Source organism: Paraburkholderia kirstenboschensis (assembly GCF_904848585.1).
GTDB lineage: Bacteria > Pseudomonadota > Gammaproteobacteria > Burkholderiales > Burkholderiaceae > Paraburkholderia > Paraburkholderia kirstenboschensis.
Map to the genome: position 1 here is coordinate 25771 of NZ_CAJHCR010000017.1, position 16321 is coordinate 42091.

Consider the following 16321-nt stretch of genomic DNA (forward strand, 5'->3'; position numbering starts at 1 on the left):
GGTATATCCGCCTGAAATGTTCGCTGGCATGGGAGGCAGCATGCGAGGCGGCCAAGGTCCGGGGGATTTTTACTATGTTCGTGACCTCGGTAACCCGTCCGCAGGCGGTGCCACCGGTGGCAACGGCATCGGTGTGTGCTGGTTTCAAAGTGGCACTGCCAATCTTACCGGCTACGACTACTTAGAGGACTTAAGCTCTGACGGCGGCTGATTCGACTGTGAACTGAAAAAAAAGCGCCCGGCGGGGCGCTTTTTTTTGAACCAAACGACGTGGTTCAGGCGACGATGTTTCCCGTTGTAAATGTAAAGGTGCGCGAGAACGCCTTGCCATTTATCGTCCCGCTGATAGCGGCGGTGTATGGCATGTTAGGGCTCAGCGGCGTCGCTGAATAAGCGACACCTTCAAACGCCGGCAACAGCTTGTTGGGATCGTTCGACGAATACAGCAGTTGCAAGGTCACCACGTTACCCGCTGTGTCCGTCAGAGTGCCGGACGTCAGTATGACTGTGTCGCTCGGATTGCCGGTGACTGCGATCGGAGTGCCCCACGTGCCCGATACGTTGGGAGGCGTTGGCGTCTCGGCGCCAGTCTTGTAAGCCACTCCCGAAGTACCCTGACAAGGGAAGGTCAATGGCGCGTTTGCGGTCATTGGCTTCAGATCGCCAATTGACAACGACGACCAAACCTGCGGAAAGCCGTTAAATGCCGTCTCGACGTGACCGATACCGACGCCCGTTACGGGCCACGCCGCAATTGCAATGTGATAAACGCCAGCTAGGTATCCCCAGATGACCTGTTCGCCATACTGCTGCTCAGTCCACTTCGCGTTGGTATAGAAGCCGCCGGTCACTCCGCCCGAATAGACGTCTTGGGGATAACCGAAATGCACCGCCCGGTCGGCATAGGTGACGCCGGTAAAGCCGGCATTGCTGGCGACCTCATTGTCCGAGACCACGTTGTTCGTCGCAGAGTATTGAGCATGCGCTTGCGCGGCCTTGTCGAGCGCGTCGTTTTCCTGAAGTGCCGGAAAGCCGCATTGCTGGCGTTGCTGGTTAAGCAGATTGAACGCAGCCAATTGCGCGCTCGTCGCTGCATATTGCGGCGATGTCAAATTAGTCGGCGTCGACGTCGTGGGATTGCTGGCACCGCTCGCCGGCGCCGCCGCTCCTGAGCTATTGCCTCCGCCACCCCCGCCGCCACATGCTGACAGAGCCACCGCAGCAGCGAACGAAACAGCGGTCAACGCTGAAATATTCTTGTGTTTCATTGTTCTGGTCCTCGATTTTGATGTGGCCGTGCCCTTGCGCGACCTTGATTTCATCTTATAGAGCGGCAACGAAAGTCAAGTTGCCGCTGGTTGCGAACCCACTGCGGCCCGCGTCAGTTCCAATGTCGAATTTCGGCCGTCATTCTATGGGTTAACGGAAAATTCCGGCCGGGGTTTAGCCCTACGCGCCTAAGCGATAAAAACCCCGCCCGGTCGCTGGCTTTCAGCGACGCTTGCGGCGCCGGTGGAAAACGCGCAAACCGACGAAGGCAACGACTAGGACGATGCCGGTTACGGCAGGCCCGATCTTTGCCAGTTGAGGAACGATTCGCGTGCCCATGTAGAGAGCGAAAAGCGAAATGGCAACACGCCCGACCCATGGCGCACTGAGGAGCGAGAGGAGCGATGATGGCTTGTCGCCTGCAAAATTGCCGTAACCCTCGTTGACCCTCTCCAGATCGAAGCCTGCCGCATCCGCTTCACGTTCGCTCTGATAGAACTTCTCGTATTGCTCAAAGCGACCATCGCCGCGACCATCGAGCCACGCTGCGTTGCTCTCCTTGGCCAGATATGCAAAGTCTTCCATCCGAGCGCCTCGCTAATGCATGCGGCCGGCATGCCAGGCCACCGCGCCAACCGCGTCAGCAATGATGCTTCCGTCCGCCTCTGCGTAGTACGCACCTGTTTCCGGGTTTTGCCAGCCAAACTGGGCACGACCGTCACGGTCGAAGATCACGAGTCCAGCGGGCAGTTCCGGAAGGGGTCGTTCCGGATCAGCTCTCACTGCTCGACCTCCGCGCCGCGCGCTTCCTTGCTCCGAGTTGCTGGTTGCAGGCCGGGCAGGTGAACCGGCTGTGCATTTCAATCTTCGCGTCGTTGTTCGACACAACGTAGTGTGTGCTGCACGTCCGGCATGGAGCGACGGTCAGACGGGCGTCCGCAGCCATCGACCGGATCAGGTTCCATCCCCGGTCAGGATTGATGAGCCGGTTGCCGCCGAAGAGCCTGTCATACACGTCGTTAGTCGCTAATAGCGCCTCCGCAGGATTGGCACCCATCGCTGTAGCCGAGCGATAGAGCCAGGTATAGACGGTTGCATGAAGCCGATGGACGTGGGTCTCTACAAACCACGTCAGCGAGGTCGCCGTGTTGCCCATCGGCGAACTTTTTCCGTGGATCTCCTGATACCGCGTTCTCATCTGATGCTGGTTCAGACCGAACAGATTGGTTGCGGTGGACGCGCGCAAACCATAAAACATCATGGCACTCGCAAATGCCTCATTCTTCAGCCGGCCCAGTCGCAATTCGCCCCATTGGGCGGTGTAAGGTAGGTCGCCGATACGCGATGGCGAGGTAAGCATGATCTGGTGAGCGATCATTTCATCGGTCAGGGTGCTGCCGCGAAATTCCCACCAGAACGTTGGGCTGTTGAACCGCCAGCGAAATAGCGGGAGTTCCTTCATCCGGCCAAGCGCAACGCTAAGCTTGTGCGTGGGAACTGACAGCAAATACTTCGCGACGTCAGTCGAGGTGCCGAGTAGCGGCGCGCTCATGACGCTCATGTTGAGCACCTGGGTAACGAGCGAGACAAAGACCGAGTTCTGCTGATTCACTGCATAGGCTGTCAGCGAGTCGAGCGGGGGGGTCTTGCGGCGAAGCACGTCGACGGCCACGGTCGTCGCCGTATTGTCGACGAAGCACCGCCAGTCCTCGACGGTCTGCAAGGTCGGCTCGACCATCAGGAACGGGGCGCGAAGGAGATTGCGAAGCGAGGACTGATTGAGCTGGAGCTGCTCGATCTCCTTGCGCTCGACGTTGAAAACTTCGTTGAAGCGGCCGTCCTGCTTGAGGAGCCACTTCATGTGGTCGACAAGATTGAAGTTTGCCACCTGAATCTGATCCGTGAGCCACTCCGGCACGTACAACCGGTCGATCGCCCGATAACTATCTTTATTGTTCACTGCTTCTTTCCTTATCTCTCAACAACTTGTTTGTGGCGTCAGGCTGCCCGTACTGCGGCTTGCAACTCTCCATGGAACTTGCCCGTGAGGTCGGCCAGACCCGTCAACAGGCCCTTGAACCGGCTGAGCGTGCCATCCGCTGTAACCAGAAGCTGCACGCTATGAAATTCCTGGATGAACGATCCAAAGTGCTCGACAAGCCCGGCCACACGCTTTTCGACGGCTACCTTCTGCTCGAGTTCTGCTTCCTGCCTGGTCCTCAGGGCGGTCAGTTCCTCGAGACGCTTTTTCGCATCGTCGCATTCAGCGTTAAGCCTGCTGAGCTCATTGAGCCGGCTTTGCGCGGCCGCTTCCAGATTACGCAGGTGTTCGGGCGTGACCTCAACTTCGACTTCCTTGATCGTAACCTTCTCGTGGGCCTCCTTGAGTTCACGATGCATCGCATCACGTTCCCGTTCGAGGTTCGCAATGGTGTTCTGCAAACCGCTGGTAGCGCGTTCCGCCTCGGCCAGGTCGACCAGCGTCTTCTTTAGCTTTTCCCGGTCGTCCTTGACTTCGCGATTCAGACGATCGGCTTCCGCGGCGAGCCGCTCGTTGTCGCTCGTCGCATCTGAGAGTTGGCCGTAGGTCTCATGGAGCTGACTCATCACTGTGGAAAGCGCACTTTCCTTCTCAGCGAGACGGTCTTCATACTCGTCGATGATTTTTTTGATGTCGCGCTTGCTCAGGTCCGGCTTCTCCCGCTTGGCGTCCAGCACCATTTCCACGACTTCATCGCTCTTGTTCACCAGCAGCTGCATATCGCTGATGGACAGCATTTCCACGGCGCCGCTGTTCGTGCTGAAGCGCTCGTAGCAGCGGATGTAGAGTCGAACCGAATCCCGCTTCTTGTGAAATGTCCCTTCGATGAAGTTGTACACCAGCTCGGCTGCGCGGCGGCGGACTGGCGTCGTGTCGCCGAATGTACTGACAAAGTGCCCTTCAATGCGCGTGCGAATGTGATAGAACGAGCCACCAATGCGCATGTGTTCCAGAAGGATCTTCCGGGTGGAGTGAGCGACTTCCTCGGCCTCCTCCGCGATTGAGGCGCGCAATGCCTCCGGGATCTCGTCGCCGCCGAAAAACTCGGCTACCTTCAGTCCAATTTCCTGGTTCGACGGCACGTGCGCGAAGGCCAGGGGGAGGTCGCGCTCAATCGCCTTATCGTCCCGATTGCTGTCGTTGCCTTCAGGCCGGGTCGGGTCAAAATCGTCGTCTGCCGCTTCAGGCGGAGTGGTGTTTCGCTTGCTCATATTGTTCTCGTATCTATCGGTTGGTCTTCGCGAGTTTCAGATCGCGGCCGGATTCGAACCAGTACGCGTCAGCATTTCTTTCAATGTGAGCGTATGGGTCGTCCCGAGATCGCTGAAACGTCGGTAACAGCGGATGTAAAGCCGCAATGTGGCTGGACTTCGACCGATTTCCTTGGCGAGAGACAAATAGGCGGCGTCTGCAGCGAGCTTACGGTTCTCCGGCGTGTCACCGTTTTCCCGGGTATACACAGCAATCGCCTTTTCCATGATCTTCGCAAGGCTCTCACCGATGCGCAGATGCTCCGATAGATGCCCGCGAGCCTCTGGCTCGACGCCCGCCATCCGACCTTCGCACGGCGTTGAGCGCGGGGACGCCGCGCCTGCACCGATTCGGTTCCGTTCGCTGACGTCTTCGTTTGACGCAGGCGACTTCTTCTGATTTTTAGTCATTCACAAACTCCAGCTAGTCGTGGTGATTTGGCCAGACGCTTGGTCAGACGCCTGGTTTTGTGAGCTGTCGACTCTTCCACGGGGAGAGACATCTCAGATTACGCGCCGTTTCTCCGCCGTTCCGCCCGAAAGACGCGCAGTTTCATACAGCTTTTGCCTCGCGAAAGGTGGGAAGCCGCCGAAGAAGCAAACGTTTAAGTGCTAACTTAATCGGCAATCGCTGCCGAACCTTTAGGCAAAGTCGGTAATTTTTTTAGGGTTTTCCCTCGGTTTCGATCGGTGCCGGTCGATCGCGTCTGCCGCCGTTTCCGACACCGCGAGGATTGCCCGCTTTGCATGCCGCACGTTTATCGGCATGCCGCCTCTTGACGCGTGCCACGACTTGCGGCCGCGCAGCCATTGGCGCAGGTCGCTGGCGCGCATCAGGTTGAGCGGAAGTGCTGCCGACAGATCGGTCTGCTGATGCGAAAAAGCGGCGATTCCTTCCACCGGCCAGTTGGCCGGGAGGATCGCCCGTAGGAAAGCTACTTTGGAGCGGTTCTGCTGCAGGGGAGAGCGGCGCATTTCCCGGTGGCCGTCTATACCAATGCGGACGACACTCTGGCTTGTCGGCCCAGGTTCGATACGACCCGTCCAGCTTTTAGTCTCGACGACGAAAATGCCAAACGGCGTTACGGCAAGGTGATCGACTTCGGCTGTCGGGAAATCTGTGCCCGGCGCATGGTTGAGCAGTAATGCGCCCGGATGAAGATAGAAGTCTTCGCCACATAGCCAACGCAGTGCAGTCAGAAGTTCGCTATGGACGATGGCCTCGCCCTCATCACCGCGCTGCTCACTTCGTGTGGCAGGCAACGTGCCAGCATGAGCGCTGGCGACGGAACGCATTTTCTGACGTTTAGCGGCATAGATGGCCGCCGCAGCGGCGAAGAGAAGAAACCAGATAGACATGTGCGCTCCCGTTTGGCTTTACGAGATTCAGTCTGCCAGGCCTATTACGAAGTCAAGTTTTCGCGCCGGATAAGCCAAGCGTTATTCAAGCTTCGTGAAATCCAAGAAAGCTAGATGGTTTGTCGAGCATTTCGGGTAAGGACCCTGAGCCGGCTCCGTGAACCAGAATCCAGGGCATGCAGCATCGGATTCCAAAGCTGCATGAGATTGGCGAGCATTTCTCGCGTCGGGTCGCGTCCCGCGCGCTAAGCTTGCTCTATCCCATTGCGTCTCCGGACGCATCGACATGCCGCAACTGACCGCGCGCGACCTCGTTTCCCACTCTGTATTTCTTCTAATGCCAGTGCTTTCGTGCGCGCCTTGTGCGGGCGCAGACGAAAGCGCTTCGCGCCGTGTTTCCTTGCTCATCGAGCATCGAAACCACCGGACAAGGGTCCGGACATTCCCTGTTGAAATTTTTCTGGAGAGAAAAATGCTAATCGTGTTCTTCAAAGACGCAATCAAGTCGCCAGCCAAAGTGCTGGCCCTCTGTTTCATCGCCTATTTCGCAACCATCTCATTTGTTGTTTTGGGCTTTCTCGTTTTGCTGGCTATCCACTGGGTAGTCAAGGAAATGACGAAGAAGGGCAAGGCAATCCTCGCGGCTGAAGCGGATGCTGAGGCTGCTCGCATCGAGAAAGAAAAGCTCGCTGCGCGCGCCGAGGCAGAAGCGAAAGCTGAGGTGAAAGCCGCTGTAACCCCTGCCGCCAACGACAGCAGTGTGCAACCGGCAGCGACAAAGCAATACGCGAAGTCAGCCGTCGTTCTTCCGTTCAAGACCGGCACCCGTTAATCGGGCTGCTGCTACCACCTACCGTCACCCGGGCTTCTGCCCTCGGTGACGGCACCTTAACCCTGCCGGGAATCCATTCCCGGACACGGGCCATGCGATTTCCCGGCACCACCGGAGCAATCCCATGGAAACGCATGTGGCTGCCTGGCAGCTGGACATGTTCGGCGAATCTTCGCCGGTTATCATCACATCCCCCAAGCCCGACCCGTTGCCCGATCCTCATCTCTGGAGCGAATCGGTGCGCACAAAAATGGTCGACGCGTTGATCTCGCTCGCGAGCGACAGCCGCCGCGGTGACAGCATGCCTGAGTCCCTGATGGACTGCGCGGACCTTTTGTCCGAGCGGCTACGCAACCGGAAGATCGACGTTGAAGACTACCGTGCGACCCTTGGCTGGATCATGGGTTACTGGGACGGCGCACTGCCATATGTATACGTTTGCAAGGTCAACGGAGTCGATCCGGAGATCCTGCAGGACGCGATACTGAGCACGCCACTTCTGGCGCACGATGTTCGCGAACTTCAACGCGTGTGCTTCGGCACGCTGCTGTAGGAGGGCAATCATGCCGAAAGCAGCAACACTCTTCGCCCGCGTCATGGCGGACGTCTTCCCCGGCAAACCATCAGGTCAACCGTCCGCGGGACCCTCTGCGCCGCAAGCTGCTCCTGCGGCGTCTACCGCAGACCGCGCGTATACCGATGCGCGTTCGGTCACCACTACCGTTGTTGGACAAGGGGCGTCGAACGAAACCGTCGTGACAATCGGCGATATCCCTCATCTGTTCGTTGATGAAGGCGATCACGTTGTCCAGTTCAGTCCAGCGTTTGACGACCACGCCGAAGAAACGGAATTCGGTGTAAAGATCCTCCCGGATCTGATTCCGCACTGGTCGCAGCGCTCCGTTCATCGTTGTCCGCTCAAGGAAGCGGTCGCCGCCGCCATCCGTCAGGACGGCAAGCCTGCGCCTGTCAATGTGCCTCGTGGAAAAGAGGTCGACAGCGGCGCCCGTGAATCGCCTGGTGGTTCCGACGAAGCGTCTGAGCCCGAATCAACCGCGTCTTCGCGGCCGCGACGTGCCCACAATGCCGACGCGTCGAACGTGGTTGGCCGTATAGCCTCGTGGGGCGAAGAAAGCTTTCCCGATCGCAAGAAACCGGGGCGCTTCTATAAGTCCTTTGCGATGCATATCAATACCAGTGACGGTGACCGAACCCTGCAGGGCGAAGGCCTGAAAGAAGCGATCGCGGACTGCCGCTGTGTCGTGGGCGATGTCGTTTCTGTACGGCGTACAGGAAAGGTCAAGGTTCCTGCAATCCGGACGGACGGAACTCCGATCCTGAAGGATGGCAAGCCAGTCATGTGGGACAAGTGGCTCTGGGCCATATCCAAATAGATGGCGGCGTCGTCAAGGATGCGGCCTCCTCCCGGAAAGGCTCACCGCTAGTTTTCCTTCTTCCCGTATTACCTCACCTTCGCCGGCACACCCTAGGGTGTGTCGAGCGATGGCCTTTCGTTTAGCGCTGGCGCCGATTCTCCCTGATCCAACATCACGTTTGCTGAAAAAAGCCGTCGGCTCTCGCGGACCGCTTTTTTGAGCACGCGTTTTCACGCCTGTCTCAGGCACCGACCAAACCCACTCACTTCAAGGAGAGTGCTTCATGACTGTACGAGCAAAAGAGCTGACGCCAGATCAATACGCGTGGCTTCAGCGCGCGCTGGCCGGGTTCTCGCGTTCCCCGGAGCAATGGATTTCGCTTCTGGTGAGCTACGGGGTGCCTGCAGACCGTCTTACCGGCAATGCATGCGCCTGCCCGATGTGCGGAGGGACCGATCGCTTTACCTACGATAACAAGCGTGGGCGGGGGGATTGGGTCTGCCGTCAATGCAACAGCGGCAAGCCCGCAGCTGGTGACGGCCTGCAGTTGATCACGCGTCTTAACAAGATAGGGCTGTATCGACTGATGCGCGAACTGGACGGCGGCAACGTGCCGCGGCCGACGCGTCGTGCTGATGTAGCCAACGCGCCGAAGCCGAAGCGTAAGCCTGACGCGAAGTTTATTGCGAAGAGACTTACGTCGATGTGGGATGCAGCAAAGCCCGTGTCGACCGGCGATCTCGCAATGCGATACCTCGGCGCCCGGGTGCCTGGGCTTGGCGTTGCACCGTCGAAAGCGCTGCGGCTTGGCATGCTGGAGTACTGGCACGACAGGAAAGTGATTGGCAGCTGGCCCGGCATCCTCGCGCGGTTTGAACTGCCGGATGGCCGGCTTGGAACCTTGCATCGCACCTATCTGGAACGATCGGCGCCCTCAAAGGCAAAGATCGTTTCGGATGACGGCGAGATTCTTGACCCGAAGCTCAATGACATGACACTCAGCCCCCTCCGGGGCGGTGCGGTGCGGCTGATGGAACCGGTGAATGGTGAAATCGGCGTGGCAGAGGGTCTTGAATCGGCGTACGGGGCATACATGGAATCCGGCGTCCCGATGTGGTATTGCCTGAATATCGGGCTGCTGCGCCAGTTCGTCGTACCGGAAGGGCTGGGCATTCGGGTCGTGCACATCTTCGTTGACTTCGACGAGATCAATCCGAAGACCGGAGAGTCGGTGGGCGTGGCAGGCGGGCTCGAGCTGGCCAAGCGCCTGCGGGCAGAAGGCTTCACGGTGCTAGTCCATCGTCCCCGCGTCCGGGGGACAGACTTTGCGGATCAGTGGTGCGCACGTTCAGCGAATCGTGTGGATGCTGTGGCGGCGCCGCGTATGCCTGCCGTTCGATCAGAGCTGGTGGCCGCGGCTTAGGCGGCTTCTATTTAACGCGGCTACAACCGCACTTGTTCAACTTGCCCGATGGGGATTATCCCCATCGGGGAATCTCGCGCGGGCCAATTTCATTCGGAGTAGAAAATGGCTTCCTTCCAGGTTCTCGTAGGTGGTTTTGCAATCGTCGCAACCAACGGCGTAGAAGGTGGGCGTCAGCGGGTGGGAAAGTCTGAGGCCGTCGCCTTCGACGTGATTGACCGCACGGCTCCCGGCAATACCGCGTATGCATGTCGCGATCAGTCTTTTGTTGATGCCTGGGATTTTTGCGCGCATCGTCTCCTCGTTACCGCGGCCCCTCGGTCGCATTGACCTCGTAATGAAAAACGGCACCCCGGATTCTTGGGGTGCCGTTTTTTTTTGTGCGCGCCTTGGTCATCGCATGATCGCCAGGCAGACCGCCACAATGATCGCGAACACTTTCCACATACGCCACAGTCCGCTGGACCACAGCGCACCGGCCGCGCCTGTGAGAAGCAGAACAACGCATAGGTCGTTATTCACATGCATGCTCGCGAGCATCGCAGCGAACCACCACAGCGCAAGCGACGCCACAAAGATGATCGCTCGGCGCGTAAAGAAGGGCAGCGCCATGAATTTCGAGTAATACGATGTCAGTCGGTCAACAGCGTTCATTTACTCCTCCGCCTTCTTGTTCTTAAAATCTTCGATGACGTTGAGGCTGTACCAGCCTGCCATACCGGATGCGGCGAGCGCCGCAAAAAAGAGCCAGGTGCGGAGTTCAGATAGCGGCAGGCCGTGACGCACGATTTCGATCAGTTCAAGCATATATCCACCTTGGCAGTTGATGATTCCGATGCACCGCGCCCCGCGCGGTGAACACCGAAGCCATGACCCATCTTCGCATCTCTGTAGGGAAGTCAAGCCGCGCTTCGGGCACTCAGAAAAAGCCGCCAAAAGCATCAGCGATCTGGTCGACATCGTGCGCGGAAGCCTCACTTTTCTCGTTGACCAGAAGACTCTGCGTGGCGTCGGTCGCTGACCTCTGATCAACGCGGATCGCCGGCGCAGGTTGACCGCGCACCGTCGGCTGAACGTTAGAGCGCTCGCTTCCGGCTGGCTCGATATCGCGGGCATCGATCTGATACGGCGGCGCGGACGCCACGACGCTCCCTCGAAGCGCTGCTTCGGCGAGAGATCTGAGGAGTGCCGCGCGTATCCGTGCGGAGCCGGCCTGACTGAGTCTCGCGTGCAGGAGAGGGGTGGTCACCGGGTCAATGACCAGCTTCATGTCAAACTTGTCGCTCATGCTTTCGCGGTCGCGCGCTCGCGGGTCAGGCCAGCCTCGCCAACGATCAGGAAGCCTTTCGCATTGGCCGTGCAAGGCGAGTCGATAACTTCGAGCTTCACACGTGGGAAGGCCCTGAGGATTGCAGGCGCATACAGGGCGCCGCCGCCGCCCGACAGGATGATCGAGCGCACGTTGGTAAGCTGGCCGACGTTGTTCTGCATTTCCTTGACAACGCCAGCAATGACCGGCTGCGACTGCTCGAGATAGGGATCGAGGTCGATATCGTTACCGTAGAAGAAGAACGGCTTGCGCTCGCGCAATGCTTTGTCGATCAGTTCAATATCTTCGACCTGATCGTCCTGGTCGCGTGAGATAAGCGATGCAATGCGTTGATAAATTTGCGATGCGCCGCCCGGAATGCCGTCGCTGCGTTTGTCGTCCATGGTGAAACCGTTGGCATAGACCCAGTCGGTCGTGAAGTAGCCGACGTCGATCACAAGGTGCGCGCTGTCGCGGCCGAATTCGCTCTGGCGGTTAGCCGACGCTGCGACGAGCGAGCCGAGGGGCTGGGGTATCACCACAACCCTGTCAATCGTGATGCGACCCGGACCGTAATCGAATGTGCCGGTAAAGCGATCACGCAGCGCCCCCGAATATTTCTTCATGTTATGAACGGGCAAGCCGAGCACAAGGCGTTCGATGTGGCTCATGCCTGCGAAATGGATTGCGCCGAACAGCAGGGCTGCGTAGTTGTCGGACAGCACGAAATCATTGGACAGCGCGCGGCCCGTGTTGCCGTACGCGGCCGTGAGCGACACGTCAGGGCCAACTTCGTACTCAACCTGGTCGATGACGATCGTCGCGACCTTGCGCGCGGCGAGCACGCTATCGCCGTAGCCGGAAAGAGCATGGCTGGCGGCGAGCGGTGCGAGCGAGGGAAACATGCCCGTTGCGACGGTGCCGCTCGCAGCACGATGAGCGTATTTGGTGTTGCCGTAGCCGACGTCGATAGCGAAGACTGAGGTTTTCAAGATGACTCCATGCGTTAAGTGATCCGCGGTCCGAAGTGACAGAAAACTGATAGAAAACTATCAGTTCGACCTGCTTCGGTCGCGCGGGGCCGACGAACTATCAGATATCAGACAGAAAACTGTCAGTTGGGGTGTCGCGTCGGATCTGTCGGAGAGAACTGACACTTTTCTGTCAGTTCTGCCTGGTTTCAGTCTAGCTAGCGCGTAGGGAAGTCAAGCTAACGAAAGCCGACCGGTTCTGACCATCTTTCGACGTGCGACGCTTGCGCAAGCGGCCTTATTCTTGGCGTACCTACCGCGTCCCTGACGCATCGAAATGCGAGTGCAAGGCACACGCACGTCTGTACCCCACGCCCGCAACGGGCCAGAAGTACCCCAATGACCGGGCCGCACAGTGATGCAGCCTTTTTCTGAAGCAAATCAAGTCCATGGTGATCCACGTTGAGGACACCCGGACACTGCGATATCCATACGATTGGCGGCGGTTTGCCGCGTTGTGACGCGTTGAGGACATGTGGAGATGCCGGACACCGGACACTTTCCACGTCTCGACAGCGTCTGAACACGCCCTTACAGCTTCGGCTGGGTGCGACTCACGAAGCCCGATACAACGCGGCGGAGATGAGCGACTTGGGGGCGGGGGAAGTCTTGCGGACCGGAAAGACCGGAGAACTGCGATTCCCTGACGGAAGAGGACACGGCGTACCGCGGCCGTACAAGAACGCGTAACGGGATTGGCCCGGCAGGAGCACGAAACCGAAAAACGGTAGTGCTGGCAGGGTAGCCACGAAGCTGCATCCGCGGAGTAATCCGCACACCGCGACTGCCGGGAGGCAAAGCGCGAAACGTCGGAGATGAATTGCGCGAAGCGCCTTTCACTCCGACAGGCAGCAGGTTGGACGGTCGGAAGGGTGTTCTTCCCACCCTTCTGGTCGATCGGATGGAATCGCTAAAGGATCGGAAGGCAGGACCCACGCGACGGGGATACGGCGCAGCCGCCATAGGGCGAGCAACGAAGGGTGGACCCGATGGTCGGGTGACAGCGTCAGGTAGGGATGCTGCGACCATCGGACCGGATGACGGCAAAGAGAGGCAGCGCGGCAGCGTTGCAAGGGATTTCGGATGGCGGCAATTCTCAACGTAAGGGCAATCGTCAACAGCTATGGTTTTGGTCCCGAGTTCCGGGATGCGATGCTCAATCTGTTTGACGAGAATGTGGCGCGGGTGCATAGCACTACGCGAGTCAGTGGCCGGGCGTTGTCGATCAAAACGCAGGAATATCGCGTGGCCAAACTGTGCAAGGCCTTCAGGGAGCTACTGGACGGAGGTTTCTTTTTGCGCTCGCCATGGTCTCTCAAGCACAAACACGTAACGTTTCTGGTCAAGTCGTGGGTGGCAGCTGGACAAAGCGGCGGCACGATCGAGAACAAGCTGACGTACCTCCGCGCACTCGCTCAGTGGATGGGCAAGAGGAATCTCATTGACTCGCTCGACGACTATGTGGACCGGCAGGCTCTCGGCCTGAAGCGTAGCTACGTGGCGACTGAGGACAAGTCATGGTCGGCACACGGTGTCGATGCGGTGGCGAAGATCGACGAGATTGCCCAGACGTGTCCGCATACGGCGGTACAGCTGAAGTTGCAGGCTGCCTTCGGATTGCGCATCGAAGAGAGTTTCATGCTCCGACCGGCAGAGGCTGCGAGAAGCCCGAGATTATTGGCTGTGACGCGTGGCACCAAGGGTGGTAGACCGCGCGAGGTCCCCATCGAAACGAAGATTGGAATACTTGAAGAGGCCGCCGGCCTCAGTAACGGCCTGACGGGTTCGACGGTGCCTGCCGATCGGACATTAGGTCAATGGCGCGATTGGTACTACTACGTGCTCGAGAAGCACGGTATCACCAAGCGGGGGATGGGCATCACGAGCCACGGCCTTCGACATGAGTATTTACAGATGCTGTACAAGGACACAACGGGCGTGCCGGCGCCGATCAAGCGCGCAGACGCGCGCCCGGACCCAAAACTGCATGAAGAAGCGATGCGCCGGGTTGTCGAAGCGGCAGGGCACTCCCGCCTGAACAAGTCAGGAGCGTACCTCTCTACGTTCGCCACGCAGGACCGGATGCAGAAGAAGCTTCCGACTATAGACGACGCGCAAAGCGCTCTAACGGCGGCTAGCGGAAACAAGAGCCATGCGGCTAAGGCGTTGGGTATTTCACGGCAAGCGCTCTACCGGATTCTTGGAAGTGCAGGCAGCGGAAGCTAGGATTCGGACTTTCGCGGAAATGATGCGCGATATTGTGGGTCATATGCCTCGTCGCGGTGGGCAGCCGAACCGCACAATGAAGCATCTCTCAGGTTCTGGCATCGGCCCTCGGAAATATGCCGGAACTTTTTCGCAAGCCGACTCGTTTGAGTCGGCTTTTTTTGCCCCCATTCAGCCACGGCTGCCAGCCCCAAGCCAGCGCAGCGCTACGGCGCAGGCTTGTATTTGCAGACGTCTACCAGCGATCGCGATCTGGCATGCCGTCGATCGCGAGGGCGATCCGGTCCTCGAACATCAGATCCGAGTGTTCCGGCGGCGTAGGGACCTTGGGGAACTGGATGTAGCGTTCTCCATCGATATCGACCCACTTTACAAGCTGCACCAACTTCCGGTAGCGGGCGGCATCGCGCAGAACCGGTTCGATCGGCCAGCTGTCGATTGTCGATATGGAAGCGTCAACGAGTCGTTGCGCGAGCATCGCAAACAGTGGGCCACGTGTCTCCCAGTCGTCGTCGTTACGCGCCAGCATATCAATCACCATTTGCACGTCGCATGCCCCGATCTCTTTCTCGATGAGGTCTCGCAGATCGCCTTCGGTGATTTGGGGTCGGGTCAAACGGCGGTTCCAGACCGGCGCAGCCAGCGTCAACGCTTCGCGCTCATCTTGGGCATAGGGAAACCAGGGTGTAGACATGCCGCAGTCGGCGCAATAGATGCACGCAAGCCGCTCGGTCTGTGGAGCAAATGGCGGGCGGCGAATGGTGTCGCCCACTACGGGAGGGCCGGCGTGGCGTCCAAAATGGCCGTAATCGAAACCGGATTGCCCGATTTCAGCAACGACGCGTTGTGACTGGCCGACGGTGCCGCGCCCACCGCAGTGGTCGCAGGGATAGAGCTGTTCGTACATTTGGGGTTTGCGCGCGGTGTTTGGTTCGAATTATCGTTGGACACCGGGCGCGGGAGAAGCCGAATTTACATTTAGAAAGCAACTTGCTCAGTGCTCGCCCGTCATTTCAGGGAAATCGTCGTGCAAACGGCCGTCAAGGTGGCGCCCCGCAGCCTTCTTGCCGATTTTGTCCATCGTCTGACGAAAGGCGTTCGGACCCAGCGGATTCCACCCATCGTTGTAGTCAAAAAACCCGCTGGCGATCTTTTTGCCGGTCCCGGTCAATCAGATCGTTGCCCGCGCAACTATTTCCCGGCGCCCATTCGCCCCATTGTTTGAAGTGGAACGCGACCCCGGCGTCGCAGCACTGGTCGCGCAGCGATCGCGCCCATGACGGATGCATTGGGCGCGCTCCCCGTCCACTTTCTCCACCAACGAATACACCGTCGATCATCGGCGGCGCTTGAAGCTCTGTCGGACCGCCCCATGGACCGATCCAGTCGTACAGATTGACGGGGCCAAGCAATGGTTCCATCGAAAGGAAGCGGACGCTGGCAGGTGCATCGACCAGTCGGGGAATGTCCCGGTCAGCCTCCGCCTGATTGATGATTGTTGCGCCCAGCCAGACGTTCGCGGGTGTGCCATCCGGAAACATGGCTGCCAGCATCGGCCCGGCGTTGCCGATACGCTTGGTGAGCAGTAGCCACACCAGATTCGGCGTGCATCGGATGAGCTCCGCGAAGCGCTCCCTTTGTCCCTCAGGAGCGGCGTTATCAAACGGGTCACAGACGCTCGGGAAAACCTTCCGGCGGCGGCCAGTCTTCGCGGCGTCGGCGTTCCAGCGCAGGGGCTTTTTCCAGTGCTCGTCGCTGTAGGTCCGCCGCGGTGCGCCGGGGCCCCAATTGCTGCCGCTACGCAGCCATCGGTTCATCGACTCTGCGTAGCAATGATCGCAGCCCGGTCCGACTTTCTGGCAGCCCTCCCAGGGTGACCACGTCATATCCGTCCATTCGATTGCAGTACTCGCACCCATAGCAAAGGCTCCTTCAGCGATTTAGACGTCGACAGCGCTGGAGGCCAGCGATCCGCACAGCCGGGCGCGCGCTTCGATAGCGTCCAGCCAGGTGCGATACGCCCCCTGCTCGAGATCGCCGACGCACGCCGGTACGATCAGATGGTCAAGCGCGAGGCCGGTCACGTTGAGGCGGTCGAGCGTCTGGCGATCGGGAACAATCCAGAAATATCAGCGCTGTACGAAATACCACCACGTCTTCGCACGTCCAAGCTCATCCCGCGTAGCGGTGAAGTCAAGCACAGAC

Annotated in this window: 19 protein-coding genes; 5 read left to right on the top strand and 14 right to left on the bottom strand. The window is 59.0% G+C overall.

Features of this window, described 5'->3' with window-relative positions:
* Window positions 1-275: 275 nt before the first annotated feature.
* From JMY24_RS30185 to JMY24_RS30210, 6 genes are all read right to left on the bottom strand, one after another.
* The gene (locus JMY24_RS30185; protein ID WP_328809287.1) at window positions 276-1337 is read right to left on the bottom strand and encodes a CAP domain-containing protein; all 1062 of its coding nucleotides are present in this window, start codon (window positions 1335-1337) and stop codon (window positions 276-278) included.
* Between the two features lie 154 nt (window positions 1338-1491).
* Window positions 1492-1854 (bottom strand): hypothetical protein, encoded by a 363-nt coding sequence (locus JMY24_RS30190; protein ID WP_128597360.1) that lies wholly within the window; start codon window positions 1852-1854, stop codon window positions 1492-1494.
* Window positions 1855-2041: 187 nt separating this feature from the next.
* The gene (locus tag JMY24_RS30195) at window positions 2042-3229 is read right to left on the bottom strand and encodes a FlhC family transcriptional regulator (protein WP_128597362.1); all 1188 of its coding nucleotides are present in this window, start codon (window positions 3227-3229) and stop codon (window positions 2042-2044) included.
* A 38-nt stretch (window positions 3230-3267) separates the two neighbouring features.
* A complete protein-coding gene (locus JMY24_RS30200; protein ID WP_201703425.1) occupies window positions 3268-4521 on the bottom strand; it encodes a hypothetical protein in 1254 nt (417 codons plus the stop codon).
* 36 nt (window positions 4522-4557) lie between these two features.
* Window positions 4558-4863, bottom strand: a complete 306-nt coding sequence (locus JMY24_RS30205) for a hypothetical protein (RefSeq protein WP_128597364.1) — start codon at window positions 4861-4863, stop codon at window positions 4558-4560.
* A gap of 339 nt (window positions 4864-5202) precedes the next feature.
* Window positions 5203-5919 (bottom strand): nuclease-related domain-containing protein, encoded by a 717-nt coding sequence (locus tag JMY24_RS30210; protein WP_236597567.1) that lies wholly within the window; start codon window positions 5917-5919, stop codon window positions 5203-5205.
* A gap of 286 nt (window positions 5920-6205) precedes the next feature.
* On the opposite strand from JMY24_RS30210, the gene JMY24_RS30215 reads away from it, so the two are divergent.
* The 4 genes from JMY24_RS30215 to JMY24_RS30230 all read left to right on the top strand — a co-directional run bounded on the left by JMY24_RS30215 (window position 6206) and on the right by JMY24_RS30230 (window position 9550).
* Entirely contained in the window at window positions 6206-6751 is a 546-nt protein-coding gene (locus JMY24_RS30215) for a hypothetical protein (RefSeq protein WP_236597568.1), read from the top strand.
* A 124-nt stretch (window positions 6752-6875) separates the two neighbouring features.
* The gene (locus JMY24_RS30220; protein ID WP_201703426.1) at window positions 6876-7304 is read left to right on the top strand and encodes a hypothetical protein; all 429 of its coding nucleotides are present in this window, start codon (window positions 6876-6878) and stop codon (window positions 7302-7304) included.
* A gap of 10 nt (window positions 7305-7314) precedes the next feature.
* Complete coding sequence (locus JMY24_RS30225; protein ID WP_128597365.1) at window positions 7315-8145, top strand: hypothetical protein; 831 nt, start codon at window positions 7315-7317, stop codon at window positions 8143-8145.
* A gap of 265 nt (window positions 8146-8410) precedes the next feature.
* Window positions 8411-9550, top strand: coding sequence for a primase-helicase zinc-binding domain-containing protein (locus JMY24_RS30230; RefSeq protein ID WP_128597366.1), 1140 nt, complete (start codon window positions 8411-8413; stop codon window positions 9548-9550).
* Window positions 9551-9586: 36 nt separating this feature from the next.
* On the opposite strand, the gene JMY24_RS30235 is transcribed toward JMY24_RS30230, so the two are convergent.
* From JMY24_RS30235 to JMY24_RS30255, 5 genes are all read right to left on the bottom strand, one after another.
* A complete protein-coding gene (locus JMY24_RS30235) occupies window positions 9587-9844 on the bottom strand; it encodes a hypothetical protein (protein WP_164853759.1) in 258 nt (85 codons plus the stop codon).
* A gap of 99 nt (window positions 9845-9943) precedes the next feature.
* Window positions 9944-10204: a hypothetical protein gene (locus JMY24_RS30240; RefSeq protein WP_128597368.1), complete on the bottom strand. Its 261-nt coding sequence runs from the start codon at window positions 10202-10204 to the stop codon at window positions 9944-9946.
* Entirely contained in the window at window positions 10205-10357 is a 153-nt protein-coding gene (locus JMY24_RS30245) for a hypothetical protein (RefSeq protein WP_164853760.1), read from the bottom strand.
* 112 nt (window positions 10358-10469) lie between these two features.
* Window positions 10470-10820 (bottom strand): hypothetical protein, encoded by a 351-nt coding sequence (locus JMY24_RS30250; protein WP_128597369.1) that lies wholly within the window; start codon window positions 10818-10820, stop codon window positions 10470-10472.
* A gap of 14 nt (window positions 10821-10834) precedes the next feature.
* Entirely contained in the window at window positions 10835-11851 is a 1017-nt protein-coding gene (locus tag JMY24_RS30255) for a PRTRC system protein D (RefSeq protein ID WP_128597370.1), read from the bottom strand.
* A gap of 1122 nt (window positions 11852-12973) precedes the next feature.
* Here JMY24_RS30255 and JMY24_RS30260 point away from each other — a divergent pair.
* On the top strand, window positions 12974-14116 hold the full coding sequence (locus JMY24_RS30260) for an integrase domain-containing protein (RefSeq protein WP_128597371.1): 1143 nt from the start codon (window positions 12974-12976) through the stop codon (window positions 14114-14116).
* Window positions 14117-14351: 235 nt separating this feature from the next.
* On the opposite strand, the gene JMY24_RS30265 is transcribed toward JMY24_RS30260, so the two are convergent.
* The 3 genes from JMY24_RS30265 to JMY24_RS38575 form a co-directional block, all read right to left on the bottom strand.
* Complete coding sequence (locus JMY24_RS30265; protein WP_128597372.1) at window positions 14352-15023, bottom strand: Lar family restriction alleviation protein; 672 nt, start codon at window positions 15021-15023, stop codon at window positions 14352-14354.
* Window positions 15024-15246: 223 nt separating this feature from the next.
* Complete coding sequence (locus JMY24_RS30270) at window positions 15247-16035, bottom strand: phage Gp37/Gp68 family protein (RefSeq protein ID WP_128597373.1); 789 nt, start codon at window positions 16033-16035, stop codon at window positions 15247-15249.
* Window positions 16036-16056: 21 nt separating this feature from the next.
* Complete coding sequence (locus tag JMY24_RS38575; RefSeq protein WP_236597569.1) at window positions 16057-16200, bottom strand: hypothetical protein; 144 nt, start codon at window positions 16198-16200, stop codon at window positions 16057-16059.
* Window positions 16201-16321 lie beyond the last annotated feature (121 nt).

Bases quoted from the DNA above. Each gene is read 5' to 3' on its own strand.
- JMY24_RS30205 (WP_128597364.1), bottom strand. From the start codon at position 4,863: ATGGCGGGCGTCGAGCCAGAGGCTCGCGGGCATCTATCGGAGCATCTG.
- JMY24_RS30210 (WP_236597567.1), bottom strand. From the start codon at position 5,919: ATGTCTATCTGGTTTCTTCTCTTCGCCGCTGCGGCGGCCATCTATGCC.
- JMY24_RS30270 (WP_128597373.1), bottom strand. From the start codon at position 16,035: ATGGGTGCGAGTACTGCAATCGAATGGACGGATATGACGTGGTCACCC.
- JMY24_RS30240 (WP_128597368.1), bottom strand. From the start codon at position 10,204: ATGAACGCTGTTGACCGACTGACATCGTATTACTCGAAATTCATGGCG.
- JMY24_RS30250 (WP_128597369.1), bottom strand. From the start codon at position 10,820: ATGAAGCTGGTCATTGACCCGGTGACCACCCCTCTCCTGCACGCGAGA.
- JMY24_RS30225 (WP_128597365.1), top strand. From the start codon at position 7,315: ATGCCGAAAGCAGCAACACTCTTCGCCCGCGTCATGGCGGACGTCTTC.
- JMY24_RS30200 (WP_201703425.1), bottom strand. From the start codon at position 4,521: ATGAGCAAGCGAAACACCACTCCGCCTGAAGCGGCAGACGACGATTTT.
- JMY24_RS30190 (WP_128597360.1), bottom strand. From the start codon at position 1,854: ATGGAAGACTTTGCATATCTGGCCAAGGAGAGCAACGCAGCGTGGCTC.
- JMY24_RS30245 (WP_164853760.1), bottom strand. From the start codon at position 10,357: ATGCTTGAACTGATCGAAATCGTGCGTCACGGCCTGCCGCTATCTGAA.
- JMY24_RS30260 (WP_128597371.1), top strand. From the start codon at position 12,974: ATGGCGGCAATTCTCAACGTAAGGGCAATCGTCAACAGCTATGGTTTT.
- JMY24_RS30235 (WP_164853759.1), bottom strand. From the start codon at position 9,844: ATGCGCGCAAAAATCCCAGGCATCAACAAAAGACTGATCGCGACATGC.
- JMY24_RS30230 (WP_128597366.1), top strand. From the start codon at position 8,411: ATGACTGTACGAGCAAAAGAGCTGACGCCAGATCAATACGCGTGGCTT.
- JMY24_RS30265 (WP_128597372.1), bottom strand. From the start codon at position 15,023: ATGTACGAACAGCTCTATCCCTGCGACCACTGCGGTGGGCGCGGCACC.
- JMY24_RS30215 (WP_236597568.1), top strand. From the start codon at position 6,206: ATGCCGCAACTGACCGCGCGCGACCTCGTTTCCCACTCTGTATTTCTT.
- JMY24_RS30220 (WP_201703426.1), top strand. From the start codon at position 6,876: ATGGAAACGCATGTGGCTGCCTGGCAGCTGGACATGTTCGGCGAATCT.